Source organism: Streptococcus sp. DD10 (assembly GCF_001578805.1).
In the GTDB taxonomy this organism is placed as follows: domain Bacteria; phylum Bacillota; class Bacilli; order Lactobacillales; family Streptococcaceae; genus Streptococcus.
Genome location: NZ_KQ969190.1, coordinates 1 through 628 on the forward strand (window position 1 = coordinate 1; position 628 = coordinate 628).

At 42.0% G+C, this 628-nt stretch carries 1 protein-coding gene; it reads right to left on the reverse strand.

Translation table 11 applies throughout. The features are described 5' to 3' along the window. Positions 1 to 628: LPXTG cell wall anchor domain-containing protein (locus STRDD10_RS10040; protein WP_156468662.1), on the reverse strand; the 628-nt coding region annotated here is incomplete at its 5' end.

Below are 628 nucleotides of genomic sequence, written 5' to 3' on the forward strand. Positions count from 1 at the left end.
TTATCTCTTCTTAGTTTTCAGATAGAAAACGCTAGATAGTGCTAGTGACAGACTAGCTAAGAAAATAAGGTTACGATTAGAACTATCACCTGTATTTGGCAATTCTTTTGCTTCGCTGACTGGTTTGTCTGCTTGATTCGGTTGTTCTGTTGAACGTACAACACTAGTTAGTTCCTTAGTAACTGGATGTTGGTTAAGTTCAGAACTTTCATTTGCAGACTTATAAACCACAGCATAAATACTAAAGTGGCTAGTCGCAAACTCGACATACTGGTCAGTTTGGCTAAAGTTCAATGCCTGTAATTCTTTACTTGTAGTAACATAGTACACCTGATCAGCTACTTTTCCAGTCTGTACCGGAAGACGCACGAGAACAGCTCCTTTTGGTTGCACTTCTTTTCCTTCCTGATCAACGAGTCTAATGTCATAAGCGTCGTAAACAGTTTCCATCAAAGACTGATCGAGAACTTTTGTCACACGGAGACTCACTGCTGCTCCCAGTTCACTCGGACGCCCAATGACAGCCACACCCGTTTCTTTATCCTGCAAGATGCGAAGAGTACTTGCCGGAGTATCGACCGGTTTATCTGGGACAACTGGATTTGTTGGCATATCAACTGGTTTATCC